Origin of the sequence: Mesorhizobium sp. M0037 (genome assembly GCF_040323635.1) — a bacterium.
GTDB lineage: Bacteria > Pseudomonadota > Alphaproteobacteria > Rhizobiales > Rhizobiaceae > Mesorhizobium.
Genome location: NZ_JAMYVB010000002.1, coordinates 123,700 through 148,701, shown reverse-complemented (window position 1 = coordinate 148,701; position 25,002 = coordinate 123,700). Strand labels below are relative to the sequence as shown.

Genomic DNA, 25,002 nt, shown 5'->3' with positions numbered 1-25,002 from the left:
CCTCATTTTGGTGTTCGATACGAAATTTGCAATCGTGCTGCGGGACGATCTCGCCGTCTGGCAAAAGCTCAACGTCGCCGCCTTCCTGACCAGCGGCATCGTCGCGCAATTCCCCGGCATTATCGGCGAACCCTACCGCGACCGCGCCGGCAACCTTTACAATCCTCTGTCGATCCAGCCGGTCATCGTGCTTTCGGCCGATGGGCCGACGCTCAACTCCATCCACCGGAAGGCGCTGGAGCGGGGCGTGACGGGGTCAGCCTATGTCGAGGAGATGTTTGCCACCGGCTTCGATGCGGCCAACCGTGCCGTCTTCGCCGAGTTCGGGCCTGAGGACGCCAAGATCGTCGGCATCGCGTTGCGTACCGACAAGAAACTCGTCGACAAGATCACCAAGGGCGCCCGCATGCACGCCTAATTCAGCAGGAAGCGTGTAACGGCGCTCATGAATTCAGTCGGCCGCTCGACGTTCAGCATATGGACGCCCGGAAGCAGTGTAAGCGTGGCGCCGGGGATGCTGGCTGCGATCGCCTCGCTGTGGCTTGCAAGCGTTACCTTGTCGTCTTCTCCACCGATCACCAGGGTGGGCGCGGTAATGAGGGAGACAGTCCGGCGCAGATCGCAATCGCGTACGGCGGCGAAGCATCCCGCGAGACCTTGGGGCGGCGTCGCCAGGACCATCGCGCGGAACGCGTCGACGGTTTCGTTTGGGCCGGCAAGCATCGAGGCGGGAAACCAGTTGTGCATGAACATGTCCGCGGTGGCCGACATGTTGCTCGCTGCAAGGACAGTACCGATCTGCTCATCAAAGTAAGACGCCGGCCCGAGATGCGGCGAGGTGTTGGAAAGGATGAGACGCTCGATGCGGTTCGGGGCATGGATACCCAGCCACTGCCCTACGAAGCCGCCCAGCGACAGCCCGCAGAAATGCACGCGGGCGATCTGAAGCGCATCCAGCAGCTCAAGGACGTCGCGGCCCAGCCGATCGAGCGAATAGGCTCCGGCCGGAGCATCGGAACTGCCGTGGCCGCGCAGATCATAGCGCAGCACCCGGAAAGATCCGGCAAATTCCGCAAGCTGCCGGTCCCACATATGCAGGTTCGTCGCAATGGAATTCGAGAGCACAAGCACAGGGCCGGCCCCCGCCAGCTGATAGGCGATCCGGCAGCCGTCGCCCGTCGTAAAATAAAGCGTGTCAGTCATCTGGTCCTCATCTCACCCTGGCGAAAGGAGTTCGATGCTCCCGCCGCCCTTTGAATGAGCCACCCTAGGCCTCGTAATTATCCAGGAAAATTACTATGATTGGACAATCTCAGTAGGTTTTGACGATAATGAATGGTCTGAAACTCCACGACCTACGGTGCTTTGACGCCGTGGCAAGCGAGGGCAGCTTCCAGGCGGCCGCCCTTGCCTTGAAACGATCGCATCCATCCGTCTTCGCCGCTGTCGCACGCCTCGAGCAGTTGCTCGGGCTCACACTTCTCGACCGCAGCGGATATCGGGTGGGGCTGACGGAGGCGGGCCGCGAGTTTCACGCGCGAGCGCAGCTGACATTGCGCGAGCTCGACCATCTGCGAACCTATGCGGGCCAGTTGGCGAGCGGCGAGGAGACGGTCCTGCGTGTCGTCATGGGTGATCTGTGCCCGCGACCGCAAATCCTGCCTATGCTCAGCGGCTTCTTTGCCGAATGCACCAGGACACGCCTGCGTCTGGAGTATGAGGCGATCGGCGGTCCGCTCGAACGGTTGATGGAAGGCGAGGCTGACCTCGTCTTCCATCGCGCGGATCCTTCCGATCCGCATCTCGAGCGGATCGATCTCTGCGCGGTGACCCTCGTGCCGGTGGTGGCGCCTGGGTTCCTGCCCTTCGCGCCTGGCCGGGAGATTGCGCCGGAGCAGATGCGGCCCTTCACCCAGTGCGTGATCCGCGACACGGCGCGGCGGCCGTCGCCGGAGAGCTATTTCCTCGTCGACGGTGCGCATCAGTGCTCGGCGCCGGATCATCTGATGAAGAAGGAACTGATCCTTCACGGATTGGCCTGGGGCCATCTGCCGGGATGGCTGATCGAGGATGAACTGCGGGATAGGAGGCTGATCTCGATCGCTGGTGCACATCTGCCCGGCCGGACGGAGACCTTGGCGGCGGTGCGCCGGCGCGACCGACCGCATGGACCCGTCGCCCAGGCGTTGTGGCTTCATCTCCAGGCGCAAATGGCATCCGACGGCAAAGCACCGGGATGTCAGAACGTCGCAGCGGAACGCAAGGCGCCTTAGCTGGCATCGGATTGGGCATCGGATTGGCCTGCGCTGAACCTGTCTCAGACGCCTGTTGTGCCAGTCGCTTTTGGCTTGCCGGGCGCAGGCGATTGCCGCAAAGGTTAAGCGTTGCTCCTCCCTGCCCGGCCTGACATTGAACGTTCCCGCAAAATCAGACGAAAGCGCAACGCCGCCCGCGGCGATGCTGTTCATGCTTTCCACCTATGTCTTTTTCACCTTTCTCGACACATCGAGCAAATATCTGGTCCTGGCCGGCGTCTCGGCGCTGATCGTCGCCTGGGCCCGCTTCACCGTCCATGTCCTGCTTGTCGGCGTCTTCCTGCGCGGCTGGCGCGAGCCGTCGCGCTTCCGCGCCAACAATTTGCCGGCCCACATCCTGCGCGGCGGTCTGTTGTTCGGCTCGACGATGTGCAACGTCATGGCGCTCAAAACGCTTCAACTGGCCGAGACCACCTCGATCTACTTCTTCGGCCCGATGGTGATCACCGCACTTGCCGGTCCGCTGCTCGGCGAATGGGCGGGCTGGCGGCGCTGGCTGGCGATCCTAACGGGTTTTGTCGGCGTGCTGGTCATCACAAGGCCTGGCGTCGGCGTGTTCGGTGTCGGCCACCTCTTCGCGCTCGGCTCCATGCTGTCGAACTGTTTTTACGTCATCATGACGCGCCGCATGTCGGCCAGCGAAAGCTCGGAAAGCCTGATCCTTTTTTCGGCGCTGGCGCCGGCCGTGCTCCTTTTGCCGATGCTGCCGTTCTCGCATCAGCTGCCGCAGGATGGCTGGCATTGGGTCATCCTGGTGATGCTGGGCGTGTTCGGCGCCGGCGGCCACTGGCTTCTGGTGCAGGCCTATCGCCTGGCAACCACCACGGCGCTGGCGCCGTACCCCTATTCGCAGATGGTCTGGATGATCCTGTCCGGCTGGATCATCTTCCACCAGTTCCCCGACCGCTGGACGCTGGTAGGTGCAGCCATCATCGTCGCCAGCGGCCTTTACATCATCCATCGCGAGCACCGTTTGCGGCTGCACAATCGCACGACCGTCGATGCCGAGGCGGAGGCGCTGGCGAAAAAACTTTGATTTGCTCCGAATCCGATGGCATAACGCCGCATTTAAAAAATTTAAAAACTCGGGGAGCGAAGGGCTGGCACAAAAGATCAAGCTTTCGACGATCGCGGATGCGCTTGGCGTGTCCACGGCCACGGTCTCTCTCGCCTTGCGCGACAGCCCGCTGGTCGCAGGCGCCACGCGTGACCGTATCAAGGAGCACGCGCGGGCCATCGGCTATATCTACAACCGTCGCGCCGCCTCATTGCGCACCTCGCGCTCGGGCATTGTCGGCGTCGTCGTGCATGACATCATGAACCCGTTCTTCGCCGAGATCCTGCGCTCGATCGAGAGCGAACTCGACCGCAGCCGGCAGACCTTCATCCTGTCCAATCACTACGACCAGCTGGAAAAGCAACGCACCTTCATCGATACGCTGCTGCAGCTCGGCGCCGACGGCGTCATCATGTCCCCGGCCATCGGCACGCCGGCTTCCGACATCGTCATGGCCGAGGAAAACGGCCTGCCGGCGGTGCTGATCGCACGCAGCGTGGAAGGCGCCGACGTGCCGGTGTTTCGCGGCGACGATGCCTATGGCACGGCACTTGCCACCAATCATCTGATCTCGCTCGGGCACAAGCGCATCGCCATGATCGGCGGCACCGACCAGACCTCGACCGGGCGCGACCGCTACCAGGGCTATCTCAACGCCATGGAGGCCGCCGGGCTTGAGGTCAGGCCGTCCTGGCGCATCGCCGGGCCGCGCACCAAGCAGGGCGGATTCGAGGCGGCTGGACAGTTTCTGGCGCTTAAAGACAAGCCAACCGCCGCTTGCTGCTGGAATGATCTGGTCGCCATCGGCCTGATGAACGGCATTGCCCGCGCCGGCCTGGTGCCGGGCGCCGACATCTCGGTGACCGGCTATGACGATCTCGAGGAGGCGGCAATCGCGACACCGGCGCTCACCACAGTCTGGAATGGCCAGCGAGAGGTCGGCCGCCGTGCCGCCAGCGCGCTGCTCGACAAGCTGAACGGACAGGCGGTACGGCCGTCACAGGAACTGATCAAGCCGGAACTGCATGTGCGCCAGTCGACCGGCAAGCCGGTGGAGCGTGCATGACCAAGACTGATGCGTTGCAGACCGTCGCCGTTCTGGTGCCAGGACATTTCAACGACCATGCGGTCGAGCGCATCGACCGCACCTTCAAGCGGGTCAAGATAGAGCGCGCCGATCCCGCCCTGGTCACCGACGAGATGCGCCATGACGTGCGCGCCATTGCGTCCTTCGCCGGCGTCAATGCGGCATTGATGGATGCATTGCCCAACCTCGAACTCATCGCCTCCTTCGGCGTCGGCTATGATTCGGTCGATGCCGGCCATGCGGCCAAGAAAAACATCATGGTCACCAACACCCCCGATGTTTTGACCGAGGAGGTCGCCGACACCACGATCGGCCTTTTGCTCAACACCGTGCGTGAACTTTACAAGGCCGAGAAATGGCTGCGCGACGGCAGTTGGGTGAAGAAGGGCAACTATCCCCTGAGCCGGCTGACCTTGCGCGGTCGGCATGTCGGCATTTACGGCATGGGCCGCATCGGCCTTGCCATTGCGCGCCGGCTGGAAGCGTTCGGGCTGCCGGTGGCCTACCACAACAGGCGCAAGGTCGAAGGTCTGGCTTATGAATACCACCCGACGCTGAAGGGCCTTGCCGAAGCGGTCGATACGCTGATTTCCGTAGTGCCGGGCGGCGCTTCCACGGAGAAGGCGGTCAATGCCGAAATCCTGGCGGCGCTTGGCGCCAACGGCGTTTTCGTCAACATCGGCCGTGGCAGCACGGTCGACGAGGCAGACCTCGCCGCAGCGCTTGCCAACGGCACCATCGCCGCGGCCGGGCTCGATGTTTTCGCCGATGAACCGAATGTGCCCAAGTCTTTGCTGGAGTCGCCAACCTCGCTTTTGCCCCATGTCGGCTCGGCCTCGCACCATACGCGCCGCGCCATGGCGGATCTGTGCGTCGACAATCTGGTATCCTGGTTCAGCGAGCGCCGGCCACTGACCCCGGTGCCTGAGACGGCGCAAGTCAAGCCACGAAGCTGAGCGGCTCTCTGCCACACTCGTTAACGTTGACTTAACGCTTTGGAATCATTCTGCATCTGCGCCGGGGGGCGCGGAGTGCAAGATGACGAAACTTCCGGCATCGATTGCGGCAGCGGCACTTTTCGCCGGCTTTCAGCTGTTTCACGGCGGCAGCAGTGAAAGTTCGGCCAATGAAGCAAGGCCGGCAACCACCTTCAGGCTGGTCGCCAATGGCGACGAAGGCGACTGCGCGGTTAGCCGCGGCGCCGCGATTGACGATGGCCTGTCGCTGTTGACCGTGGCGCCGAATTGCCGCGGGCTGCTGCCCGGCATCGAGCGGGCAAAATTCTGGCGAGAGGGCGTGGACGGCACGATCGCGTTCAGCGCCGACGGCACCGACCCGATCGTCACCTTCTCGGTTGCGGATGGCGACGGCTACGAATCCTACGCTCCGGCCACGCCGCTGCTGTCGCTGGCGACAACCGGCGAACGGGTTCAATCCGCCGGCAATTGATCGTCGGGATTTATTCCGCCGCCGCCCGTGCACCGGCCTTCGCCGCCGCATGCAGCCGCACCGCATCGCCGAAGGCGCGGAAGATCTTGGCCGAGTTGCCGTCCGACTTGACCCAGTATTCGGGGTGCCATTGCACGCCGACGGCGAAGGCGCGGGCGTCCTTCACCGAAACCGCCTCCACCGTGCCGTCGCCGGCAACCGCCTCGACCTGCAGCTTCGAGCCGAGCCGGTCGATGCCTTGGCGGTGCAGCGAGTTGACCTTGATGTCGCTGGCGCCGAATACACCGGCCAGGCAGCCGCCCGGCTTGATCGAAATGGTCTGGTGAATGGCGAAACGTTCGTCCTGGTTGTCGCTCACGGGCGCGCGATGGTCCAGCGAACCTTCGCGCTCCTGGATCTCGGTGCCAAGCGTGCCGCCCAGCGCCACGTTCAACTCCTGGATGCCGCGGCAGATGGCAAGCAGCGGCACGCCGCGCTCGATCGCCTTGCGGATCAGCGGCAGCGTGGTGGAATCGCGCGCCGGGTCATAGGGGCCGTTGGCTTCGCTGGCGTCGCCGCCATAGAGTGATGGATGCACGTTGGACTTGGAGCCGGTGACCATGACACCGTCGACCGAAGACAACAGCTCGTCGAAATCGAGCCGGTCGCCGAAGGACGGCACCAAAAGCGGGAACACGCCGGCGCCGGAAAGTGCTGCCTCGATATATTGCTGCGGGACGGCATGCCAGGTGTAGTTGTCGAACTGACGGACGTCGGTCGATATGGCGACGAGCGGCTGGTGCATTTTGGGTCCGGATTCCATTTGGAGCGAAGCGAATAATCTATTGTGCCTGCAAAATAGGCGATCCGAAGGCGCTTTTCCATGGCAAGTTTCGCCATCTCGCATGGGCCACGCGGCGAACGTTAGACTATAGTTGCAGGCTGGCTGGCCGGCCCGCGGATTTGTCGCCAGCGCCGCCGTCAAATCCCGCTGCCATGCTGGACTCGACCCCTTGCCCGTGTATTGTTTCGGCAAATCGATACCGGGCGCGAGGAGATGTCCCTGATGTCGGTTTGTTGGTCCAAAAGGGAGGTTCTGCATGGATCGTCGTTCATTCATCCGCAAGGCCGGGGTCACCGGCGTGGGCGCTGCGGCGGCTGCCGCGACGCTAGCCGCACCGGCAATCGCCCAGTCCAATCCGAAAGTGACGTGGCGGTTGGCGTCATCCTTCCCCAAGTCACTCGATACGATCTATGGCGGCGCGGAAGTCTTCTCCAAGATGCTGTCTGAGGCGACGGACGGCAATTTCCAGGTCCAGGTCTTCGCCTCCGGCGAACTCGTGCCCGGCCTGCAGGCGGCCGACGCCACCACGGCCGGCACCGTCGAGGCCTGCCACACGGTGTCATACTATTACTGGGGCAAGGACCCGACATGGGCGCTGGGTGCGGCAGTGCCGTTCTCGCTCAACGCGCGCGGCATGAATGCCTGGCACTATCATGGCGGCGGAATCGACCTGTTCAACGAGTTTCTTGCCACGCAAGGCCTGTTCGGCCTGCCGGGCGGCAACACCGGCGTGCAGATGGGCGGCTGGTTCCGCAAGGAGATCAACACCGTCGCCGACCTCTCCGGCCTCAAGATGCGCATAGGCGGCTTTGCCGGCAAAGTGGTCTCGAAGCTCGGTGTCGTGCCGCAGCAGATCGCCGGTGGCGACATCTATCCGGCGCTGGAAAAGGGCACCATCGACGCCGCCGAATGGGTCGGCCCCTATGATGACGAGAAGCTCGGCTTCTACAAGGTCGCGCCCTACTACTACTATCCCGGCTGGTGGGAAGGCGGTCCGACCGTCCATCTCCTGTTCAACAAGGCGAAGTACGAAGAGCTTTCGCCGGCCTACAAGTCGCTGGTGCACACGGCCGCGCACGCGGCAGACGCCAACATGCTGCAGAAATACGACTATCTCAATCCTGCAGCGGTGAAGCGGCTGGTGGCCGGCGGCGCGAAATTGCGCCCGTTCAGCCAGGACATCATGGCCGCCTGTTTCGAGAAGGCCAATGAGGTCTACACCGAAATGGAAGCCACCAACGCGCCGTTTAAGAAGATCTGGGACTCGATCAAGGGCTTCCGCAAGGAGCACTATCTGTGGGCCCAGGTGGCCGAGTACAATTACGATACCTTCATGATGGTCCAGCAGCGCAACGGCAAACTGTAGGCTGGGATCTGTCCCTTCTCCCCGTCACTATACGGGGAGAAGGTCCCGGCAGGTGGATGAGGGGCGGCGCAAACTTCGGCGATTGATCGCCTTGGGCTTGGTAGCCGCCCCGAAATTATAGCTTATCTTTCCAAGCGTTGACGCTGCCCCTCACCTGCCTGCCGGCATCCTCTCCCCGTATAGTGACGGGGAGAGGGACGCGGTCATCGTCGTTTCGCCAATCGCCAACGTCGCAGGATTGAGGCTGCCCTTCATTCCCTGCCCGGCACCACCAACACCTTGACCTCGCCGGGGGCGGCCGGGTTGGAGATAACCGAGGGGGCTCCGTCCAGGCCGACCTGTCTGGAGATGAGCTTGTCGATCTCGATTGCCCCGGACGCGACAAGGTCCGCCGCCCGCCTGTGGGTGAAGGGGTTGATGAACGAGCCGAGAACCTTCAGTTCGCGAAACAGGATGTCGAACGGTTCGAAGGGCACTTTCACGCCTTGCGGCATCACGCCGACGATCACCACCGTGCCGCCGGACTTCGCCAGCCGCATCGATTGTTCGACGGTATCGGGGACACCGGCGCATTCGAGCACCACGTCGGCCCCGCCGGGCACAAGGCCGGTTGGGCCGGCGATCGCCTCGATCGGGTCGACCGCGTTTGGGTCGACCGTCGCCGTTGCACCGAGCTCTTCGGCGAGCGCACGGCGGGAGGCCTGCCGCGTCGACAGGATGATGGTCGCCGCTCCTGCGAGCCTCGCCAATTGCACGGTAAGCAGGCCGATGACGCCGCCACCAAGCACCACCACGGCAGCGCCGGGTCTGATTCCGGCGAGGTCGACAGCGTGCAGGCAGCAGGCCAGCGGCTCGCAGAAGGCGCCATGCGTTGGCTCGAGGTTCGCAGGCAGAAGAAAGGCCTGGCTCTGCGGCATCACGACATAGTCGGCGAAGCCGCCGTCGCGATGGATGCCGATGGCCCTGAGATTGCTGCACAAATTGACCCGGCCGGCCCGACAATGACTGCAGCGTCCGCAGAAGATGTTGGGATCGCCGGTAACACGGTCACCGATGGCGATGCCGGAAACCGCATCGCCGACAGCCTCGACGATGCCGCAGAATTCGTGACCAAGCGTCACCGGCGGGCTCGAAGGGAATTCGCCGTGGAGGAGGTGACGGTCGGTGCCGCAAACGCCGCAGGCTTCGACGCGCACCAGAACGTCCTGCGGTCCCGCAACAGGCTTGTCGACCTCCCGTAGCGCAATGCTGCCCACGGCTTCCAGGCGCACGGCTCTCATGACATCCTCACTCAGGTTCTCAGTGTTCACACATCAGTTGAAGTTCGGCGGCTGCGACAGGTCGGTCGCCGGCGCCGCCGGCTTGGCGGGCGGCGCCTCGCCGAAATTCGGCGGCTGCGAGAGATCGTTCGACGGTGGCGCCGCGGGTGATGGGCCACCGTTGGCTGGTGGTGGTGTGCCGAGAGGCGCAAGGCTTGGCATATCAGGCAAGTTGATCTCGATCGTTCCCGGATCGACGGCCGCACCCTTGTAGCGCATGACCATTTGCGGGAAGGCGATGGTCAGCCCGATCATGATCACCTGGATGCAGACGAAGGGCACGGCGCCCCAATAGATCTGGCCGGTGGTCACCGGCGCGATCTGCTTGCCGGTGAGGCGATCGAGATAGGGCACGCGCGCGGCGACAGAGCGCAGGTAGAACAGCGCAAAGCCGAAAGGCGGGTGCATGAAGCTTGTCTGCATGTTGACGCCGAGCAGCACGCCGAACCAGATCAGGTCGATGCCGAGCTTGTCGGCAGCCGGCGCCAAGAGCGGTACGATGATGAAGGCGAGCTCGAAGAAGTCGAGGAAGAAGGCGAGCACGAAGACCAGGATGTTGACGCCGATCAGGAAGCCGACTTCGCCGCCCGGCAGCGACGTCAACAAATGCTCGACCCAGACGTGGCCGTTGACGCCGTAGAAGGTCAGCGAGAACACCCGCGCGCCGATCAGGATGAACAGCACGAAGGAGGAAAGCCTGGTGGTCGACGCGAGCGCCTGTTTGATGACATCCAGCGACAACCGCCCCTTCATTGCCGCCATCGCCAGGGCGCCAACCGCGCCCATGGCGCCGCCCTCTGTCGGGGTGGCGATGCCGAGGAAGATGGTGCCCAGCACCAGGAAGATCAGCGCCAGAGGCGGGATCAAAACGATGATCACCTGCTGCGCCAACCTGGACATCATGTTGATGTTCAGGCCCTTGTCGGCGATCGCCACGATATAGATCAGGATCACCCCGATGCTGGCGCCAAGGATATCGGCATTGTCGCCATGCGCCGGCGCAAGGTAGCGATAGGCCGCATAGGAAGCCGCGACTGCCACCAGCAGTGCCGCGAGCAGCGACAGCACGCCGTGGCCAAGCGTGCGGGCCGCCAGCGGCAACGCCGGCATCGAGTTCGGCCGGACGATCGACATGATCAGGATGTAGAGCGTGTAAAGGCCGGTCAGCACCAGGCCGGGGATCAGCGCGCCGGCATACATGTCGCCGACCGAACGGCCGAGCTGGTCGGCCAGAACGATCAGCACCAGCGACGGCGGGATGATCTGGGCGAGTGTGCCGGATGCCGCGATGACGCCCGACGCCAGTCGTCGGTCATAGCCGTAGCGCAGCATGATCGGCAGCGAGATCAGGCCCATGGCGATGACCGAAGCCGCGACCACGCCCGTGGTCGCGGCAAGCAGCGCACCGACGAAGATCACTGCATAGGCAAGGCCGCCGCGAACCGGGCCGAACAGCTGGCCGATCGTGTCGAGCAGGTCCTCGGCCATGCCCGATCGTTCCAGCACGATGCCCATGAAGGTGAAGAACGGGATTGCCAAGAGCGTGTCGTTCGACATCACCCGGCTGCCGTAGAAATTGTCGGGCAGCGCATGCAGCAGCGGCCACGCCAGGTTGATCGAGCCGCCCGAATAGGGCGACAGCACGACGCCGATGAAGAAGAACATCAGGCCGTTGGCGGCGAGCGAGAAAGCGACGGGGTAGCCGATCAGCAGGAAGATGATCAGCGAGGCGAACATGATCGGCGCCATGTTCTGGGCGATGAACTCGATCATGGGCGCGCCTCCTGGGCGAGCGCCTTGGCTTCTTCGGCAAGGGCTTTCGCCTCGAGCTCGGCCTGTTCGTGCACCGAGATGAACGGATTGGGATCGTCCATGTCGCCGCGCATGATGGCGATCTTCTTGATGATCTCGGAGATGCCCTGCAGCGCCAGCAGAAAGAAGCCGACGAGCAGGATCGCCTTGGCCGGCCAGATGATCAGGCCGCCGGAATTGTTCGACATTTCGCCGCTGCGGAACGACAGCGACACGTAGGGTACAAAATAGATCACCATCAGCGTCACAAACGGCATCAGGAAGAAGACATGGCCGAGCAGGTCGATCCAGTGCTGCACGCGGCGCGACCACATGCCGTAGACGATGTCGATGCGGATATGGTCGTTCTGTTTCAGCGTGTAGGCGGCGGCCAGCATGAAGGCGGCGCCGAACAGGTACCACTGCAGTTCCAGCCAGGCATTCGACGAGACGTCGAAGACCTTGCGGATGATGGCATTGGCGGCGCTGACCAGGATTGCCAGCAGGATCAGCCACGATATCCACCGGCCGATGAACTCGTTCATACGGTCGATCGTTCTGGATAGAGCGAGCAGCCCTGCCATGCATTTCCTCCCTGAGGTCGAAGGCGCGCCGGCTCCCCTATTTTCCGTCGCGCCGCTGTGGCCCAACGGTATGCCGTGCGTGGTTCGGCGGGTCAACATGGCATGGGCGCGATCAACGCCGTCGTGACGGGAGGCAGGGGATAAGTGCCGACCGGCTGCTGCGTCATGCAACCAAAGTCTGACAGCGGATGCGGCGATCAGGCGATCTTCTGCTGGTCGCGGCCAGGACCGATCAGCACAAGTGCCGCGACCAGGAACAGATACATCCAGCCATCGCGCCATTCGATCGGGAAATAGCCGGCCCATAGCGATTCGGCCATGCCGAAGGCGGCCGCACCGAGCGCGGCCCGAGGCGGCGAGAGATAGCCGCCCACCGCCGTCACGAACAGGATTTTCAGCCCGTAGACGAGGCCTGAGCCGAAGCTGACATTGCCGTAGTAAAGGGCGGCCATGATTCCGGCCAGCGCGGCGCAGAAACCGCCGAACAGCACCGCATGCCGGAACACTGCGCGCACGTCCACGCCGCACATGGCAGCCGCTTTGGGATCGTCGGAGACGGCGCGCCAACGGCGACCGAAGCCTGAGCGGGCAAACGCCCATGCAGCGAGCATGATTGCCGCCAGAACCACCGCGCAATCGATGAGCTGGATCAGCGTCAGCGTCGCCTGGAAGCCGGCATCCTGAGCGAAGACAATGGGTTGCGCCAGCATCGGCGGCAGCCACCAATCATGCGTGTCGGCGGCGATACGGCTTGCTTCCGACAGCACCAGCAGGATGCCGAGCGTCGTCACCACAATGGCATTGGGCGTGCGGTCGGCCAGCGGTTCGAAGACGCTGCGCGACAGCACGTGGCCGATCAGCGCGGCATAAAAGAAAGCCGTGACGACGCCGAGCACCACTGCCGCCAGCAAGGTCAGCCACAATACCTGATAGCCGAAGGCCACGGTCAGGATCATCGTCTGGCCGCAAAAGGCGAACAGCGCGCCATAGGCGAGATTGGTCCGGTGCAGGATGCCGTTGGTCAGCACGTAGCCGAAGGCAAGCAGCGCATAGAGCGCGCCGGAATGCAGCCCGTTCAGCACCTGCTGGAAGAAATAGAGCATAGACAGCTTTCCGGGCGCCGGAGCCCGCGCCAAGGTTTGCATCGTAGAATCTAACTTGTCAAATGCGTTTTATGGGTTAGATTTCCGATATGACAGTATCTTGGACCCCACATCGCTTCACCGGCGGCATTCTTGCGCTCGATACGGCCAACACCGTGGTGTTGCGCAACGATCCGGAAAAGACCTTCGACCGTTTTGACGATCCGGCCGAGATCGCGCGCTTCGCCGATGCCGCAAGCGGCTTTCGCGGTGCCGAGCTTGGCGGCAGACCGCTGGAGGCGACCTCGCCGGACAGCATCGCCCCGGTGGTGCTGGCGATCCGCGAGACGACCGACCGCCTGTTTCGCGGCGCGGTGTCGAAAGGTGCGCTTGCCGCCGGCGATCTCGCCGCTTTTCTCAAGGCCTGCGCCAACGGCCTAGATCGGAGCCTGGCCGAAATCGGCGCACCGGGTAGACCGTTCGGCGACCCATCGACGCCGATCGCGTTCGAGGCGGCGCTGGCGGTTTCGGCCTTGTCGCTGCTGCGCGACGACACGGTCGCCAGGCTCAGGATCTGTCCCAATTGCAGCTGGCTGTTTCTCGACAGGAGCCGCAATTCCAGCCGCCTTTGGTGCGATATGGCTGTGTGCGGCAACCGCCAGAAAGCAAGCCGTCACTATCGCCGCCGCACGGCGGCACATGAGGTCAACAATGCCTAGGGTTGTTTTTCGTTCGATCCTTGTCGGTGCAGCGCTCATTGCAGCCGTTGCGCTTGGCGCCTGCCGCGACACCGGCGGCGACGGCAAGCTGTTCGAGGTTTCCGGCAAGGTCGTCGTCTTCAATTACCGTCTCGCCCGGGCGACCTATGTCGTGACGCTGCGGCCCCTGCAGCCGATGGGCGAAGGCCAGGTTGCGGTCGCCAGTTTCCAGAATCCGGCCGGCGGCCCTCCCCTGGTAGTCGAGCAGAAGGTGTGGCCGAAGCTCGACAAGGTCAGCCTGGAGAGCCCGGCGCTGACCTGTATCGTCAAGGACAAGCCCTATGCGATTTCGATCAGCATCAGGGGTCCTGACGGCACGTTCCTGCAGAAGATCGACACGACGCTGATGTCGAGCGAGGACCAGTCGATCCTTCCCGACCGGCCGCTGGTGGTCGACCAGCTCTATACGGCCAATCCCGATCTTGCCGGCCATCCCGACGGCAAGCTGCCGGGTGAGCCGAAGCCGGATTGCTCGAAAGGCTGACGCGTCTTAGCCCGGCGCGACTGCGTGGAAATTTTTGGTCGCCGGACAACCGCCGCGGACCGATTTCGTGCCGGATACGCGACGGCAGCGGATCGTTCGTTGCGCTTTGCCTGGCACTTTCGATTTCGTTTGACCTGCCTTGCAAGCGGAGAAAGACTGCGCCATCTCACTCCTACGTTGGCTGCGCGCCCCCGGTGCTGCCTCCGCAGAGGAAATGCCTGATGACGCTGCACGACGTCGCGCTCGACGACAAGTTCGATCTTGGTAAGGAGCGCATCTTCCTGTCCGGCGCACAGGCGGTCATCCGCATGCTTTTGATGCAGCGCGAGCGCGACCGCCGGGCCGGCCTCAACACGGCCGGCTTCGTGTCCGGTTATCGCGGCTCGCCGCTCGGCGGCCTCGATATGCAGCTGTGGCGGGCGAAAAAGCAGCTGGCGCAGGCCGACATCGTTTTCCAGCCCGGCCTCAACGAGGAGCTTGCCGCCACCGCCTGCTGGGGCTCTCAGCAGACGGAATTAATGGGCGAAGGCAAGCATGACGGGGTGTTTTCGGTCTGGTACGGCAAGGGACCGGGCGTCGACCGCTCCGGCGACGTTTTCCGCCACGCCAACCTCGCGGGATCGTCGAAGCATGGCGGCGTGCTTGCGCTGATGGGCGACGACCATATGGCCGAATCATCGACCAATGCGCACGCCACCGAATTCCTGTTCGTCGACACCATGGTGCCGATCCTCAATCCGGCCGGCGTCCAGGAGATCATCGACTACGGGCTCTACGGCTTTGCCATGTCGCGCTTCGCCGGCACCTGGGCGGCGATCAAATGCGTCAAGGACAACATCGAATCGACAGCCTCCGTCGATGCCGCGCTCGAGCGCCTGAACATCGTCGTGCCGGAGTTCGATATGCCGCCCGGCGGCCTCAACATCCGCGATGAGATCGACATGCTCGGCCAGGAGGAGCGGCTGCATGAATACAAGCGCGCCGCTGCGTCCGCCTTCATCCATGCCAACCGCCTGAACCGCATCGTCTATTCGGGTGGCCGGGCGCCGAAGCTCGGTATCATCACGCTCGGCAAGAGCTATCTCGATGTCCGCCAGGCGCTGGAAGATATCGGCATCGACGAGGCCGCCGCCGGCCGCATCGGCATCCGCCTGTTCAAGGTCGGTTGCCCATGGCCGCTCGACCTGCAGCATATCGCCGAATTCGCCCGCGGCCTCGACACCATCGTCGTCGTCGAGGAGAAGCGCTCGCTGATCGAGGTGCAGCTGCGCGAAAACCTCTACGGCACCGCCACCCAGCCGATGATCGTCGGCAAGAAGGACGAGCGCGGCGACTGGCTGTTCCCGGCCAAGGGCGCGCTCGACCCCAACGAGATCGCCATTGCGCTGGGCGAGCGCATCCTGCGCACAATCGGCCCTTCGGAAGAGATCACTGCCAAGGTGGCAAAGCTGCGCCAGTTCCAGGCGATGCTTGCCGACACCAGCGATATCGGTTCGCGCACGCCGTTCTTCTGCTCCGGCTGCCCGCACAATTCCTCGACCAAGGTGCCGGACGGCTCGATCGCCGCCGCCGGTATCGGCTGCCATTTCATGGCGCTGTGGATGGACCGCAACACGGTCGGCTTCACCGCCATGGGCGGCGAGGGCGCACAATGGGTCGGCCAAGCGCCATTCTCCAAGCGCGGCCACATTTTCCAGAATCTCGGCGACGGGACCTACAATCACTCCGGCACGCTGGCGATCCGCTTCGCGCTGTCGACCGATGCCAACATCACCTACAAGATCCTCTACAACGACGCCGTCGCCATGACCGGCGGCCAGCCGCATGAGGGCGGCCTGACTGTCGACATGATCGCCAGGCAGGTGCGCGCCGAAGGCGTCGAGCGCATCGCCATCGTCACCGACGAGCCGGACAAATATGCGGGGAAGGCCGAATTCCCCTCCGGCGCCACCATCCACCACCGCGACGACCTCGACCTCGTCCAGCGCGAGCTGCGCGACGTCAAGGGCGTCTCGGTGCTGCTCTACGACCAGACCTGCGCCGCCGAAAAGCGCCGCCGCCGCAAGCGTGGCACCTTCCCGGATCCCGACAAGCGGGTCTTCATCAACGAACTGGTCTGCGAGGGCTGCGGCGATTGCGGGGTGCAATCGAACTGCGTCTCGATCCAGCCGGTCGAAACCGAGTTCGGCCGCAAGCGCAGAATAGACCAGTCGAGCTGCAACAAGGACTTCTCCTGCGTCAACGGCTTCTGCCCGTCCTTCGTCACCGTGCACGGCGCCAAGATCAGGAAGGCCGAAGGCATTGCCGGGCGCTCCGACCCGCTTGACGGCGTGCCGGTGCCAGCCGAATTCCCGCTCGGTAGCGAGGGTTGGGCGGCGATCATCGACGGCGTCGGCGGCACCGGCGTCGTCACCATAGGTGCTGTGCTCGGCATGGCCGCCCATCTCGAGGACAAGGGCTGCGGCATGATTGACATGGCCGGCCTCGCCCAGAAGGGCGGTTCGGTGTTCACCCATGTCCGCATCGCCCGCACGCCGGACGACATCCACGCGATCCGCGTTTCGGCCGGCAAGGCCGACCTGGTACTCGGCTGCGACCTTGTCGTCTCCGGCGCCAAGAAGGTACTGGCCGCAGTGCGCGCAGGCCATACCATCTTCCTCGCCAACACTGCCGAGATCATGCCTGGCGAATTCGCCCGCTCGGCCGATTTCTCGCTGCCCATCGAGCGCCTGAAGAAGGCGATCCGCGCTGCCGCTGGCGACGACAAGACGCATTTCTTCGACGCCACGCGCACCGCCACCCAATTGTTCGGGAATTCGCTCGGCGCCAACATGTTCATGCTCGGCTTCGCTTTCCAGCATGGCGGGCTGCCGCTGTCCGCGCAAGCCGTTGAAAGAGCGATTGAATTGAATGGCGAGGCGGTGGCGATGAACATCGCCGCCTTCCGCTGGGGCCGGCGCGCCGCGCATCAGCCGGAGTTTGTGCGCGGCCTCATCGCGCAACCGAGCAAGGCCACTGAGATCGCCGAGACGCTGGACGATATCATCGCCCGCCGCGTCGCTTTCCTCTCTGCCTATCAGAACGCTGCCTATGGCAAGCGCTACGCCGAGAAGCTGGCGGTTTTGCGTGCTGCCGAGGCCAAGGCCTTACCTGGCTCGACCGCGGTGACCGAGGCCGCCGCCAGAAACCTGTTCAAGCTGATGGCGATCAAGGACGAATATGAGGTGGCGCGGCTCTACACCGACGGCTCCTTCGCTATGGAGCTGTCAAAACAGTTCCAGAGCTACGAAAAGCTCGAGTTTCATCTGGCGCCGCCGCTCGTGGGCAGGCGCGGCAATGACGGCAAGCCGAGGAAATCGAGCTTCGGCCCGTGGATGATGAAGGGTTTTCGCCTGCTGGCGGCGCTGAAAAGCCTGCGCGGCACGGCCTTCGACGTGTTCGGCTACAGCGCCGAGCGGCGCATGGAGCGGCAGCTTCTGGCCCGCTATGAGGCCGATCTGGAGCTTGTCGCCAAAGCACTTGCGCCAGGCAGGATCGAGGCCGCCATCGCCCTTGTCTCGGTGCCGGCGCTCATTCGCGGCTACGGCCATGTCAGGCAAGCCAGCGCCGAAAAGGCGGCGGATGAACGAAATCGCCTTCTTGAACGATTCAAGTTGCCGGTGCAGCCAAGCGCATTACAAGCCGCTGAGTAGCCAAAAGGGCCGGAAAAACAGGCCCTTCAGCGCGAGCTAAAGGTTTTTTAATGGGACTATGCCAAGGCTGTGGTTCAGTTGGGCGCCAGTAATGGGCAGAACAAAGACCGATAACATCCCTGTGGATGTTTATATCCAGTTTGTGCGCTCGTTGTTCGACAACGCGCATATGCTGGTCATTGGCGCGCTTTGCCACGCAACCGCCAGCCTTATGGTCTATTGGCGCAACGGCCAGCCTGTCTTCCTGGTTCTTGCCGGAGCACTGCTTGGCATCGGCGTTTGGCGGTATTTCAGCTTGCGGCGGTTCCATCGCCTGGGTGGTTCCATCCACGATGCCTTGGATGCGACACGATGGGAGCGCGAATATATCCTGAACGGCAGCATCCAGGGGCTGATGCTGGGCCTGTTCTGCTTCATTTCGATCTATGTCTACTCGGATGCGTATGCCGAGATCGCAGCGCTCGCCATAACGCTTGGCTCTCTGGTCACGGTCGTAGGCCGAAACTACGGCTCGCCCCGCATGGTCACGATCTTCGCGGTAACCTTCGTCGGGCCGATCGCAGCAGCCCTGATCCTCAGGTTTGACATCCCCAGTGTCGTGCTTGGGCTGCTCATCATCCCGTTCATGTTCATCATCAAGGGCAGTGCCGACCATGTGCGCAACGTGCTGTTCTCGGCCGTGGTCGGGCATAAGCAGGCGAGGCAAATCGCGCAGCGCTTCAACCGCGCACTCAACACCATGTCGCATGGCCTGGTTATGCTCGGACCCGACGGCAAGGTCGTGGTCGGCAATGCCGAAGCAGCGCATCTGATGTCGCTGCGCTCGCCCGACCAGCTGCTCGGGCGGTCGATCCATTCGCTGCTCCTGCGCGGCGTTGCGGGCGGCATGCTGGCGCCGAAAGACTGCCGCTATGTCGAAGCGCAGCTGACGCGCGCGTTGCGCGAAGGCCGTGACCGCAAGGTGCTGGTCTCCTTCTCCAATGGCCAGCACTACGAGTTCTCGGCCCGCGAGGGCAATCAGGACCTCGGCGTCATCACCTTCGAGGACGTCACCGCCCGCGTCGAGTCCGAAGAAAAGATCCGCTTCATGGCGCGCTATGACAGCCTCACCGGCCTGCCGAACCGCGCCTATTTCCATGAGCTCGTCGGCGAGGCCATGGCGTCGGGCAGCCGCGACCGGCTGTGCGCCCTGGCGGTGCTCGATCTCGACGATTTCAAGAGCGTCAACGACACACTTGGCCATCCGGTCGGCGATGGGCTGATCTATGCCGTTGCCGAGCGACTGGCGGCCGTCGCCGGGCAAGGCGTCAATGTCAGCCGCTTCGGCGGCGACGAGTTCATGATCTTCTTCGACCGCGTCGAGGATGAAAGCCATCTGACCGGCCTGCTCGACCAGATCTTTGCCGATCTGCAGGGCGAAGTCGATGTCGCTGGTCACAGCCTGCGCATCCAGGCAAGCGCGGGCACCGTGCTGTCCAGGGTCGAGGACACCGATGTCGACGCCATGATCGTCAAGGCGGATCTGGCGCTCTACAAGGCCAAGGAACTCGGCAAGAACAACTGGCGACTGTTCGAGGCGGCGATGGATGCGGCGTTCCGCAACCGCCAGATGATGAAGGCCGACCTGCGCACGGCGGTCGAAGGCAAGGCGCTGCGGGTGGTCTATCAGCCCATCGTGGCGATGAACACCATGCGCATCGCCAGCTGCGAGGCGCTGTGCCGCTGGGATCATCCCGACCTCGGGCCGGTTTCGCCCAGCGTCTTCATTCCGCTGGCCGAAGAAATGGGCATCATTTCCGAGATCAGCACCTTCGTGCTGGCGGCTGCCTGCGCCGAATGCGCCAAATGGCCCGCACAGACCAGCGTCTCGGTCAACCTTTCGGCCAAGGATTTCCGCAGCCGCGACGTCGTCCAGAAGGTTCGCGACGCGCTTGCCACTTCGGGGCTCGCCGCCGGCCGCCTCGAGATCGAAGTCACCGAAACCGCGCTGCTCGACGACAAATCGCTGACGCGCCAGTATATCGAGGAACTGAAGCAGCTTGGCGTGCGCATCGCGCTCGACGATTTCGGCACCGGCTATTCAAGCCTGAGCTACCTCCACAAGCTGCCGCTCGACAAGATCAAGATCGACCGTTCGTTCCTGATGGACGTGACCCAGAACAAGCGTTCGCTCGACTTGTTGAAGGGCATCGTGGACCTGACCCGCGTGCTCGGGCTGACCGTCACCATCGAAGGTGTGGAAACGTTCGAACAGCTGAAGATCCTGGTGCATTCGGTGAAACCCGACCTCGTCCAGGGCTTCCTCTTCGGCGCAGCTCTCAGCGCGTCCGGCATCGAAACGATGTCCAGTGTGACCTGGCCCTTCGCCGCGGAATTGCGGCCCGTCGCCAAACTCGCGACCACATGAAGCCCAACCTTTAAATCGCGCTTGGAAGCCGTCAAAAAAGCTGTGAATTGCCAAAACGTTAACCTATTGTTAACGTTAATATTCGGTAAACACAGACGATTAGAGTTTCATCTTCTTGTTCATTCGGTCGTCCGGTATGGTTTAGTTGCGACGGCACGAGGGTAACAATGGAAACTCAGCTAGCAGGTATGCCTCTGGTGGCTTCTAGGGCCACCGCTCAGTCTCCTTCGGTGTTTTCTCGTCATATCATGGACGTCCTGGAGCACGTCGAGTATCGCCTTTGCGACGGTGCCGAGGATTTGGAAGCCATCTATCGACTTCGCTACAAATCCTACCTTCATGCTGGCATGGTGAAGCCCGATGCCTCGCGTATGGTAAAGGACGACTTCGACGATCTGCGCAATTCCTACCGATTTGGCGTGTTCTTCGATGGTGTTCTGGTCAGCACCATCAGAATCCACTACGCCTGCGCGAAATACCCTGTTTCCCCCAGCACGGCCGTGTTCGGCGACACGCTGGCGCGGCGGCTGGCAGTTGGCGAGACGTTCGTCGATCCAAGCCGTTTCGCTGCCGATATCGAGTGGTCGACCAGCCTGCGCGTGCTGCCCTACGTGACGCTCAGGCTTGCGGTCGTAGCTTGCAGCCACTTCAAACCGACATATTGCCTGACGGCGGTCAAGGAAGAGCATGCCGGCTTCTATCATCGCATCTTCCGTTCCGAGCAGGCGGTGCCCCCCCGCATCTATCCCGGTCTCACCGTTCCCGTGCATCTGTTCCAGTCGAAGTGCTCCGAAAACATGCAGGCGACGCTGGATCGCTTCCCGTTCTTCAACTCCACGGCGTTCGAGCAGCGCATGCTCTTCCAACGCCCCAAGAGCGGCGAACTCGCACCGCTAACCATCCTGCCCACCGCCAAGTTTTTCCGCGAAGCCGCCTGACACCACTGAAGCCTGCGCAATTTGGCACGCGAGCTCTGGAGCTTTCCCGCCGCTTCCGCGTTCTGGATGACGCCGACGCGGCCATAGAAAGGAACCGACATGCATATTCCCGAGCTCGCGCTTACCCCGCTGATCTCGCTGATTGCCGGCGTGCTGATCCTGGTGATGCCGCGGCTGCTCAACTACATCGTCGCGCTCTATCTGATCGTCATTGGGCTGCTCGGGCTGTTTCCGCATCTGGCCGGTTGAAGCGCAAACCCTTAACGTTCGACGCCAGGCCGGCGACAAGAGCCCATACCGCCGGCTTTCAACATTCTTTGAGGCTGTTGTCGCTGGTCGTGCGGCAATAGCGCCATTGCTCTTGGCCTGGCTTTTCGCTATGTGCCTCAAAGATGTCTTCGAAGGGGTATTCCTATGGCTGATCACACGCCGACCGGTCCTGTCGAACTGGGCGCGAAGATGGACTATGCCGAACATGACCGCACCTATCATGGCTTTCTGGCGCTGGCCAAATACGGCTCGCTGTTCTGCGGCGCCCTGCTCCTGGCCATGGCTTTCGGCTTCTTCGCAGGCGGCTTCTTCTCCGCGACCATCCTGTTCGTGCTGATCCTCGCCCTCGGCGCCTTCATTCTCCGATAGTCTCTTCAGACCCTTGCCAAGGGCGTAGCCGGACATCCGGCCGCACTCTTTCGCAAAGCCGCACTCTTGCGCAAACAGGTTCCAGCCGAAAGGATCATGCGGTGGGACAGACGGTTTTCATCCCTCGCGAGCTCGATGCCAGCGAGCCTCGTGTCGCGGCCTCGCCCGATACCGTGAAGCGGCTGGCGGCGCTGGGCTTCGACGTCACCGTCGAGACGGGCGCCGGCACCAGGTCGCGCATTCCCGATGAGGAGTTCGCCAAGGCGGGCGCCGCGATCGGCAAGGCTTCGGATGCGAGCCGGGCGGATGTGGTGCTGAAGGTGCGCCGGCCGACCAACGCCGAGCTGAAGGGCTACAAATCGGGTGCGGCGGTCATCGCCATCATGGATCCCTACGGCAATGATGCCGCGGTCGCGGCGCTTGCCGAGGCTGGGGTCACCGCCTTCTCGATGGAATTCATGCCGCGCATCACCCGCGCCCAGTCGATGGACGTGCTGTCGTCGCAGGCCAATCTCGCCGGCTACCAGGCCGTGATCGACGGCGCATCGGAGTATGACCGCGCGCTGCCGATGATGATGACGGCGGCCGGCACCGTGCCGGCAGCGAAGATCTTCATTATGGGCGTCGGCGTTGCCGGCCTGCAGGCGATCGCCACGGCGCGCCGTCTCGGCGCCGTCGTCACCGCCACCGACGTTCGTCCCGCCGCCAAGGAACAGGTGGCGTCGCTCGGCGCAAAGTTCCTCGCCGTCGAGGACGAGGAGTTCAAGGCGGCCGAGACCGCCGGCGGCTACGCCAAGGAAATGTCGAAGGAGTATCAGGCCAAGCAGGCAGCGCTCACCGCTGAGCACATCGCCAAGCAGGACATCGTCATCACCACGGCGCTGATCCCCGGCCGTCCGGCGCCGAAGCTGGTGTCGGCGGCGATGGTCGCCTCGATGAAGCCGGGCTCGGTGATCGTCGACCTCGCCGTCGAGCGCGGCGGCAATGTCGAAGGCGCAGTTGCAGGCCAGGTGGTGACCACGGCCAATGGCGTGAAAATCGTCGGCCACCTCAACGTGCCCGGCCGCGTCGCCGCATCGGCCTCGCTGCTCTACGCCAGGAACCTGTTCGCCTTCCTCGAGACGCTGGTCGACAAGACCAGCAAGACGCTCGCCATCAATCGCGAAGACGATCTGGTCAAGGCGACGATGCTGACCGACGCTGGCCGCGTGGTGCATCCGGCCTTCGCCAAGGCGGCGGAACAGCCCCATGTCGAACCGGCGGCCATTCCGGCGGAGACCATGGTGGCTGATGCCACGCCGAAGAAGGCTGCACCGAAAAAGGCGTCCGACAAAGCCACTGCCGGCAAGTCCGCCGCCAAGCCGAAGGGGATCGCGTGATGGATCAGACCTTGCAGAAAGCCCTCGATCAGCTCGACCAGGCAAGTGCCGCCGTCCGGCTGGCTGTGCAGAACCTGGCCAACGCGCCCGGTGGCGCCGATGCGGCGGGCGATGCCGCGCACGCACTGTCCGGCGGCGCCATCGATCCCTTCGTCTTCCGCTTCGCCATCTTCGTACTTGCGATCTTCGTCGGATACTACGTCGTCTGGTCGGTGACGCCGGCGCTGCACACGCCGCTGATGGCGGTCACCAACGCCATCTCCTCGGTCATCGTCGTCGGCGCGCTGCTGGCCGTCGGCATCTCGGCCTCCGGCATTGCCACCGGCTTCGGCTTCGTCGCGCTGATGCTGGTCTCGGTCAACATCTTTGGCGGCTTCCTGGTCACCCAGCGCATGCTGGCCATGTACAAGAAGAAGGACCGGTAGAGAGCCATGAACGCCAACTTCGCGTCCTTCCTCTACCTGGTCTCTGGCGTCCTGTTCATCATGGCGCTGCGCGGCCTGTCGCATCCGACCACCAGCCGCCAAGGCAATCTCTACGGCATGATCGGCATGGGCATTGCCATTGCCACCACGCTGGCGCTGGCGACTCCGTCCGCCGGGCGCTTCGGCCTGATCGTGCTTGGTCTGGCCATCGGCGGCGGCGTCGGCGCCGTTACAGCGCGCCGCATCGCCATGACGTCGATGCCGCAGCTGGTCGCCGCCTTCCACTCGCTGGTCGGCCTTGCCGCCGTCATGGTCGCGGCAGCCGCCATCTACGCGCCGGAAAGTTTCGGCATCGGCACGAATGGCGACATCCACGCCCAGGCGCTGATCGAGATGAGCCTTGGCGTTGCCATCGGCGCCATCACTTTCACCGGCTCCGTCATCGCCTTCCTCAAGCTCGATGGCCGCATGTCGGGCAAGCCGATCATGATCGGCGGCCGTCACATCATCAACGCGGTCCTCGGCATCGCGCTGATCGTGCTGATCGTGCTTCTGGTCACCACCGAGGCCAAGCTGGTGTTCTGGCTGATCGTCGCGGCGTCGCTGGCGCTCGGCGTCCTCTTGATCATCCCGATCGGCGGCGCTGACATGCCGGTCGTCGTCTCGATGCTGAATTCTTATTCCGGCTGGGCCGCCGCGGCACTCGGCTTCACGCTTGGCAATCTGGCGTTGATCATCACCGGCGCTCTGGTCGGCTCGTCCGGCGCCATCCTGTCCTACATCATGTGCAAGGGCATGAACCGGTCGTTCATCTCGGTCATCCTCGGCGGCTTCGGCGGCGAGACCGCGGCGGTTGCCGATGACGGCATCGAACGCACGGTCAAGCAGGGCTCGGCCGACGACGCTGCCTATCTGATGATGAACGCACAGAAGGTCATCATCGTGCCGGGCTATGGCATGGCGGTCGCCCAGGCCCAGCACGCGCTGCGCGAAATGGCCGACAAGCTCAAGGCCAATGGCGTGGATGTCAAATACGCCATCCACCCCGTGGCCGGCCGCATGCCCGGCCACATGAACGTGCTGCTCGCCGAAGCCAATGTTCCCTATGACGAAGTGTTCGAACTGGAAGACATCAACTCCGAGTTCGCGCAGGCCGATGTCGCCTATGTCATCGGCGCCAATGACGTCACCAATCCGTCCGCCCGCGACGACAAGTCGTCGCCGATCTACGGTATGCCGATCCTCGACGTCGACAAGGCCCGCACCTGCCTGTTCGTCAAGCGCTCGCTCGGCTCGGGCTACGCCGGCATCGACAACACGCTGTTCTACAAGGACGGCACCATGATGCTGCTCGGCGACGCCAAGAAGATGACCGAGGAAATCGTCAAGGCCATGGATCACTGATCC

General features: G+C 63.4%; 23 protein-coding genes. 17 read left to right on the top strand and 6 right to left on the bottom strand.

All coding sequences use genetic code 11. From position 1 onward, the window contains the following. Positions 1-10: 10 nt before the first annotated feature. Positions 11-418, top strand: a complete 408-nt coding sequence (locus tag NKJ78_RS05025) for a DUF2000 family protein (RefSeq protein WP_023711334.1) — start codon at positions 11-13, stop codon at positions 416-418. Here the strand turns inward: NKJ78_RS05025 and NKJ78_RS05020 are convergent. Continuing rightward, positions 415-1,203, bottom strand: coding sequence for an alpha/beta fold hydrolase (locus tag NKJ78_RS05020; protein ID WP_023739649.1), 789 nt, complete (start codon positions 1,201-1,203; stop codon positions 415-417). The two genes, NKJ78_RS05025 and NKJ78_RS05020, sit on opposite strands and share 4 nt — an antisense overlap. Before the next feature lie 128 nt (positions 1,204-1,331). On the opposite strand from NKJ78_RS05020, the gene NKJ78_RS05015 reads away from it, so the two are divergent. From NKJ78_RS05015 to NKJ78_RS04995, 5 genes are all read left to right on the top strand, one after another. Continuing rightward, positions 1,332-2,273: a LysR family transcriptional regulator gene (locus NKJ78_RS05015; RefSeq protein ID WP_352562383.1), complete on the top strand. Its 942-nt coding sequence runs from the start codon at positions 1,332-1,334 to the stop codon at positions 2,271-2,273. Positions 2,274-2,466: 193 nt separating this feature from the next. Continuing rightward, a complete protein-coding gene (locus NKJ78_RS05010; protein WP_032923956.1) occupies positions 2,467-3,351 on the top strand; it encodes a DMT family transporter in 885 nt (294 codons plus the stop codon). Positions 3,352-3,415: 64 nt separating this feature from the next. Beyond that, positions 3,416-4,438: a LacI family DNA-binding transcriptional regulator gene (locus NKJ78_RS05005; RefSeq protein WP_023671355.1), complete on the top strand. Its 1,023-nt coding sequence runs from the start codon at positions 3,416-3,418 to the stop codon at positions 4,436-4,438. Then, complete coding sequence (locus NKJ78_RS05000) at positions 4,435-5,415, top strand: 2-hydroxyacid dehydrogenase (protein ID WP_023739652.1); 981 nt, start codon at positions 4,435-4,437, stop codon at positions 5,413-5,415. Before NKJ78_RS05005 ends, NKJ78_RS05000 begins: the two co-directional genes overlap by 4 nt. Positions 5,416-5,497: 82 nt before the next feature. After that, positions 5,498-5,908, top strand: coding sequence for a hypothetical protein (locus NKJ78_RS04995; RefSeq protein ID WP_352562382.1), 411 nt, complete (start codon positions 5,498-5,500; stop codon positions 5,906-5,908). A 10-nt stretch (positions 5,909-5,918) separates the two neighbouring features. Here NKJ78_RS04995 and NKJ78_RS04990 read toward each other — a convergent pair whose 3' ends face one another. Next, positions 5,919-6,692, bottom strand: a complete 774-nt coding sequence (locus NKJ78_RS04990) for a gamma-glutamyl-gamma-aminobutyrate hydrolase family protein (protein ID WP_023739654.1) — start codon at positions 6,690-6,692, stop codon at positions 5,919-5,921. A 295-nt stretch (positions 6,693-6,987) separates the two neighbouring features. Between NKJ78_RS04990 and NKJ78_RS04985 the strand changes: the two genes are divergently transcribed. Next, the gene (locus NKJ78_RS04985) at positions 6,988-8,097 is read left to right on the top strand and encodes a TRAP transporter substrate-binding protein (protein ID WP_023725935.1); all 1,110 of its coding nucleotides are present in this window, start codon (positions 6,988-6,990) and stop codon (positions 8,095-8,097) included. Between the two features lie 251 nt (positions 8,098-8,348). On the opposite strand, the gene NKJ78_RS04980 is transcribed toward NKJ78_RS04985, so the two are convergent. From NKJ78_RS04980 to NKJ78_RS04965, 4 genes are all read right to left on the bottom strand, one after another. Then, positions 8,349-9,377, bottom strand: a complete 1,029-nt coding sequence (locus NKJ78_RS04980) for a zinc-dependent alcohol dehydrogenase family protein (RefSeq protein WP_023739655.1) — start codon at positions 9,375-9,377, stop codon at positions 8,349-8,351. A gap of 33 nt (positions 9,378-9,410) precedes the next feature. Continuing rightward, the gene (locus NKJ78_RS04975; RefSeq protein WP_352460348.1) at positions 9,411-11,189 is read right to left on the bottom strand and encodes a TRAP transporter large permease; all 1,779 of its coding nucleotides are present in this window, start codon (positions 11,187-11,189) and stop codon (positions 9,411-9,413) included. Next, complete coding sequence (locus tag NKJ78_RS04970) at positions 11,186-11,791, bottom strand: TRAP transporter small permease subunit (RefSeq protein WP_023683517.1); 606 nt, start codon at positions 11,789-11,791, stop codon at positions 11,186-11,188. Before NKJ78_RS04970 ends, NKJ78_RS04975 begins: the two co-directional genes overlap by 4 nt. Positions 11,792-11,988: 197 nt before the next feature. After that, on the bottom strand, positions 11,989-12,894 hold the full coding sequence (locus NKJ78_RS04965; RefSeq protein WP_023671347.1) for a branched-chain amino acid ABC transporter permease: 906 nt from the start codon (positions 12,892-12,894) through the stop codon (positions 11,989-11,991). 89 nt (positions 12,895-12,983) lie between these two features. On the opposite strand from NKJ78_RS04965, the gene NKJ78_RS04960 reads away from it, so the two are divergent. The 10 genes from NKJ78_RS04960 (at position 12,984) to NKJ78_RS04915 (ending at position 24,999) form a co-directional block, all read left to right on the top strand. After that, positions 12,984-13,592, top strand: coding sequence for a CGNR zinc finger domain-containing protein (locus NKJ78_RS04960; protein WP_023739657.1), 609 nt, complete (start codon positions 12,984-12,986; stop codon positions 13,590-13,592). Further along, the gene (locus NKJ78_RS04955) at positions 13,585-14,115 is read left to right on the top strand and encodes a hypothetical protein (protein WP_023729725.1); all 531 of its coding nucleotides are present in this window, start codon (positions 13,585-13,587) and stop codon (positions 14,113-14,115) included. The genes NKJ78_RS04960 and NKJ78_RS04955 overlap by 8 nt, the downstream gene beginning before the upstream one ends. Before the next feature lie 221 nt (positions 14,116-14,336). Next, complete coding sequence (locus NKJ78_RS04950) at positions 14,337-17,807, top strand: indolepyruvate ferredoxin oxidoreductase family protein (protein ID WP_023739658.1); 3,471 nt, start codon at positions 14,337-14,339, stop codon at positions 17,805-17,807. Positions 17,808-17,898: 91 nt separating this feature from the next. After that, positions 17,899-20,214: a putative bifunctional diguanylate cyclase/phosphodiesterase gene (locus tag NKJ78_RS04945; protein WP_023739659.1), complete on the top strand. Its 2,316-nt coding sequence runs from the start codon at positions 17,899-17,901 to the stop codon at positions 20,212-20,214. A 167-nt stretch (positions 20,215-20,381) separates the two neighbouring features. Beyond that, positions 20,382-21,152 (top strand): N-acyl amino acid synthase FeeM domain-containing protein, encoded by a 771-nt coding sequence (locus NKJ78_RS04940; protein ID WP_023683521.1) that lies wholly within the window; start codon positions 20,382-20,384, stop codon positions 21,150-21,152. A 99-nt stretch (positions 21,153-21,251) separates the two neighbouring features. After that, positions 21,252-21,401 (top strand): DUF3096 domain-containing protein, encoded by a 150-nt coding sequence (locus NKJ78_RS04935; RefSeq protein WP_023671341.1) that lies wholly within the window; start codon positions 21,252-21,254, stop codon positions 21,399-21,401. Between the two features lie 165 nt (positions 21,402-21,566). Continuing rightward, positions 21,567-21,791, top strand: a complete 225-nt coding sequence (locus NKJ78_RS04930) for an aa3-type cytochrome c oxidase subunit IV (RefSeq protein WP_023671340.1) — start codon at positions 21,567-21,569, stop codon at positions 21,789-21,791. Positions 21,792-21,892: 101 nt separating this feature from the next. Then, positions 21,893-23,170, top strand: a complete 1,278-nt coding sequence (locus NKJ78_RS04925; RefSeq protein WP_023739660.1) for a Re/Si-specific NAD(P)(+) transhydrogenase subunit alpha — start codon at positions 21,893-21,895, stop codon at positions 23,168-23,170. Beyond that, positions 23,170-23,595: a proton-translocating transhydrogenase family protein gene (locus NKJ78_RS04920; protein WP_032885960.1), complete on the top strand. Its 426-nt coding sequence runs from the start codon at positions 23,170-23,172 to the stop codon at positions 23,593-23,595. The genes NKJ78_RS04925 and NKJ78_RS04920 overlap by 1 nt, the downstream gene beginning before the upstream one ends. Positions 23,596-23,601: 6 nt before the next feature. Next, positions 23,602-24,999, top strand: coding sequence for an NAD(P)(+) transhydrogenase (Re/Si-specific) subunit beta (locus NKJ78_RS04915; protein WP_023671337.1), 1,398 nt, complete (start codon positions 23,602-23,604; stop codon positions 24,997-24,999). The last annotated feature ends 3 nt before the right edge of the window (positions 25,000-25,002 follow it).

What these genes read in the sequence shown, in the direction of transcription:
- NKJ78_RS05020 (WP_023739649.1), bottom strand. Translation starts at nt 1,203, where the DNA reads ATGACTGACACGCTTTATTTTACGACGGGCGACGGCTGCCGGATCGCC.
- NKJ78_RS05015 (WP_352562383.1), top strand. Translation starts at nt 1,332, where the DNA reads ATGAATGGTCTGAAACTCCACGACCTACGGTGCTTTGACGCCGTGGCA.
- NKJ78_RS05010 (WP_032923956.1), top strand. Translation starts at nt 2,467, where the DNA reads ATGCTTTCCACCTATGTCTTTTTCACCTTTCTCGACACATCGAGCAAA.
- NKJ78_RS05000 (WP_023739652.1), top strand. Translation starts at nt 4,435, where the DNA reads ATGACCAAGACTGATGCGTTGCAGACCGTCGCCGTTCTGGTGCCAGGA.
- NKJ78_RS04995 (WP_352562382.1), top strand. Translation starts at nt 5,498, where the DNA reads ATGACGAAACTTCCGGCATCGATTGCGGCAGCGGCACTTTTCGCCGGC.
- NKJ78_RS04990 (WP_023739654.1), bottom strand. Translation starts at nt 6,692, where the DNA reads ATGCACCAGCCGCTCGTCGCCATATCGACCGACGTCCGTCAGTTCGAC.
- NKJ78_RS04985 (WP_023725935.1), top strand. Translation starts at nt 6,988, where the DNA reads ATGGATCGTCGTTCATTCATCCGCAAGGCCGGGGTCACCGGCGTGGGC.
- NKJ78_RS04980 (WP_023739655.1), bottom strand. Translation starts at nt 9,377, where the DNA reads ATGAGAGCCGTGCGCCTGGAAGCCGTGGGCAGCATTGCGCTACGGGAG.
- NKJ78_RS04975 (WP_352460348.1), bottom strand. Translation starts at nt 11,189, where the DNA reads ATGATCGAGTTCATCGCCCAGAACATGGCGCCGATCATGTTCGCCTCG.
- NKJ78_RS04970 (WP_023683517.1), bottom strand. Translation starts at nt 11,791, where the DNA reads ATGGCAGGGCTGCTCGCTCTATCCAGAACGATCGACCGTATGAACGAG.
- NKJ78_RS04965 (WP_023671347.1), bottom strand. Translation starts at nt 12,894, where the DNA reads ATGCTCTATTTCTTCCAGCAGGTGCTGAACGGGCTGCATTCCGGCGCG.
- NKJ78_RS04960 (WP_023739657.1), top strand. Translation starts at nt 12,984, where the DNA reads ATGACAGTATCTTGGACCCCACATCGCTTCACCGGCGGCATTCTTGCG.
- NKJ78_RS04955 (WP_023729725.1), top strand. Translation starts at nt 13,585, where the DNA reads ATGCCTAGGGTTGTTTTTCGTTCGATCCTTGTCGGTGCAGCGCTCATT.
- NKJ78_RS04950 (WP_023739658.1), top strand. Translation starts at nt 14,337, where the DNA reads ATGACGCTGCACGACGTCGCGCTCGACGACAAGTTCGATCTTGGTAAG.
- NKJ78_RS04945 (WP_023739659.1), top strand. Translation starts at nt 17,899, where the DNA reads ATGGGCAGAACAAAGACCGATAACATCCCTGTGGATGTTTATATCCAG.
- NKJ78_RS04940 (WP_023683521.1), top strand. Translation starts at nt 20,382, where the DNA reads ATGGAAACTCAGCTAGCAGGTATGCCTCTGGTGGCTTCTAGGGCCACC.
- NKJ78_RS04935 (WP_023671341.1), top strand. Translation starts at nt 21,252, where the DNA reads ATGCATATTCCCGAGCTCGCGCTTACCCCGCTGATCTCGCTGATTGCC.
- NKJ78_RS04930 (WP_023671340.1), top strand. Translation starts at nt 21,567, where the DNA reads ATGGCTGATCACACGCCGACCGGTCCTGTCGAACTGGGCGCGAAGATG.
- NKJ78_RS04920 (WP_032885960.1), top strand. Translation starts at nt 23,170, where the DNA reads ATGGATCAGACCTTGCAGAAAGCCCTCGATCAGCTCGACCAGGCAAGT.
- NKJ78_RS04915 (WP_023671337.1), top strand. Translation starts at nt 23,602, where the DNA reads ATGAACGCCAACTTCGCGTCCTTCCTCTACCTGGTCTCTGGCGTCCTG.